Annotated in this window: 1 pseudogene; it reads left to right on the forward strand. The window is 36.7% G+C overall.

What is annotated here, in order from left to right:
• Positions 1-47: 47 nt before the first annotated feature.
• Positions 48-251, forward strand: a pseudogene (locus tag KIH86_RS10850) (hypothetical protein); the annotation flags it as partial.

Below are 251 nucleotides of genomic sequence, written 5' to 3' on the forward strand. Positions count from 1 at the left end.
TAAATTACTTGAATCCTCGAGACAAACAATTTTCTGGTCATAGCCATATGAAACAAGTGAAGAGGGACTCTGCCAACTTGCCGATTCTGCGATTCGACGAACTTATAAGTGAGGCTCTTTATTTCAAACAAATCCCGGACGAAGAGATGTCAATAATTTTAAATTTATTAAATCAAGAAGGTGTCATTGAATATTCGAAAGTTTACATTGAAGGTACTAAAATTCACGTTGTATCTGGGCCACTAACAGGC

This window comes from Paenibacillus sinensis (assembly GCF_019904155.1).
GTDB lineage: Bacteria > Bacillota > Bacilli > Paenibacillales > Paenibacillaceae > Paenibacillus_AQ > Paenibacillus_AQ sinensis.